Origin of the sequence: Sphingobium sp. CCH11-B1 (genome assembly GCF_001556865.1) — a bacterium.
Taxonomy (GTDB): Bacteria; Pseudomonadota; Alphaproteobacteria; order Sphingomonadales; family Sphingomonadaceae; genus Sphingobium.
Window position 1 is genome coordinate 1 of record NZ_LSJY01000131.1, and the last position, 691, is coordinate 691.

Here is a 691-nt window from a genome sequence, read left to right on the forward strand (position 1 = left end):
CAACAGAAGGAACCGTTCAATGCGATCTTGACAAGGCCCGGATCATACAAGTCGATCTTGAAGAGGAGCCTTTGCCCCTGCAGGTCGAAGGCGCCGAAATCGCGCTCGGGCCCGTCGCCGGGCTTGAACGAATAGCGGCGGACCGCCGCGAGCAACTCGGCTTGGGCGAGGATCTCGGCGATGCCCTCGCCCTCGCCGGAAAGCCGGGCAAGGCAATTGCGCGTGACCATGATGCGGGCATTGGCATCGAGGCCCTGCCGGCAGCGATCGTTGAGACGGGCGATGCGTTCGGTGGCGGTGATAGTCATACGGCCTCCAGCAAGCCGGCGTTGAAGGTCTCGAGCCACTCCGCCATTGCCGGTCGTTCGGGGAGCGGGACATGCGCAGCGACGTCCTGAAAGCGGATGAGGTCGGCGGGCGCATCGCGGATGATCGCGTCGATGTCGGCCGCGGGGAGCAGCTCCTCGGCGCGGATGAAGTCGGTCATTCGGCCGGGCCTGGTCGAGGTCGACCGGCGCCAGAGGCCTTCGACGGTGCGCAGACGCGGGGCCGCGCGGGCTTCGACCAGGACAATGAGCCGAAGGCACCAGGCCGGTAGCGCTCGAACCTCGTCCGGTTTCATCGCGCCGCAAATGAATTATGTCGCCATTGAGACGCTTCATTCTGTTTTGACCGTCGCGGCATCTTGGCC

General features: G+C 65.1%; 1 protein-coding gene and 1 pseudogene. Both read right to left on the bottom strand.

What is annotated here, in order from left to right:
- Window positions 1-308 (bottom strand): DUF3768 domain-containing protein (locus tag AX724_RS13395; protein ID WP_066767318.1); only part of this gene is annotated, 308 nt, incomplete at its 3' end.
- Window positions 305-637: pseudogene (locus AX724_RS24860) on the bottom strand (hypothetical protein); the annotation flags it as partial. The gene AX724_RS13395 and the pseudogene AX724_RS24860, both read right to left, overlap by 4 nt.
- Window positions 638-691: the final 54 nt, after the last annotated feature.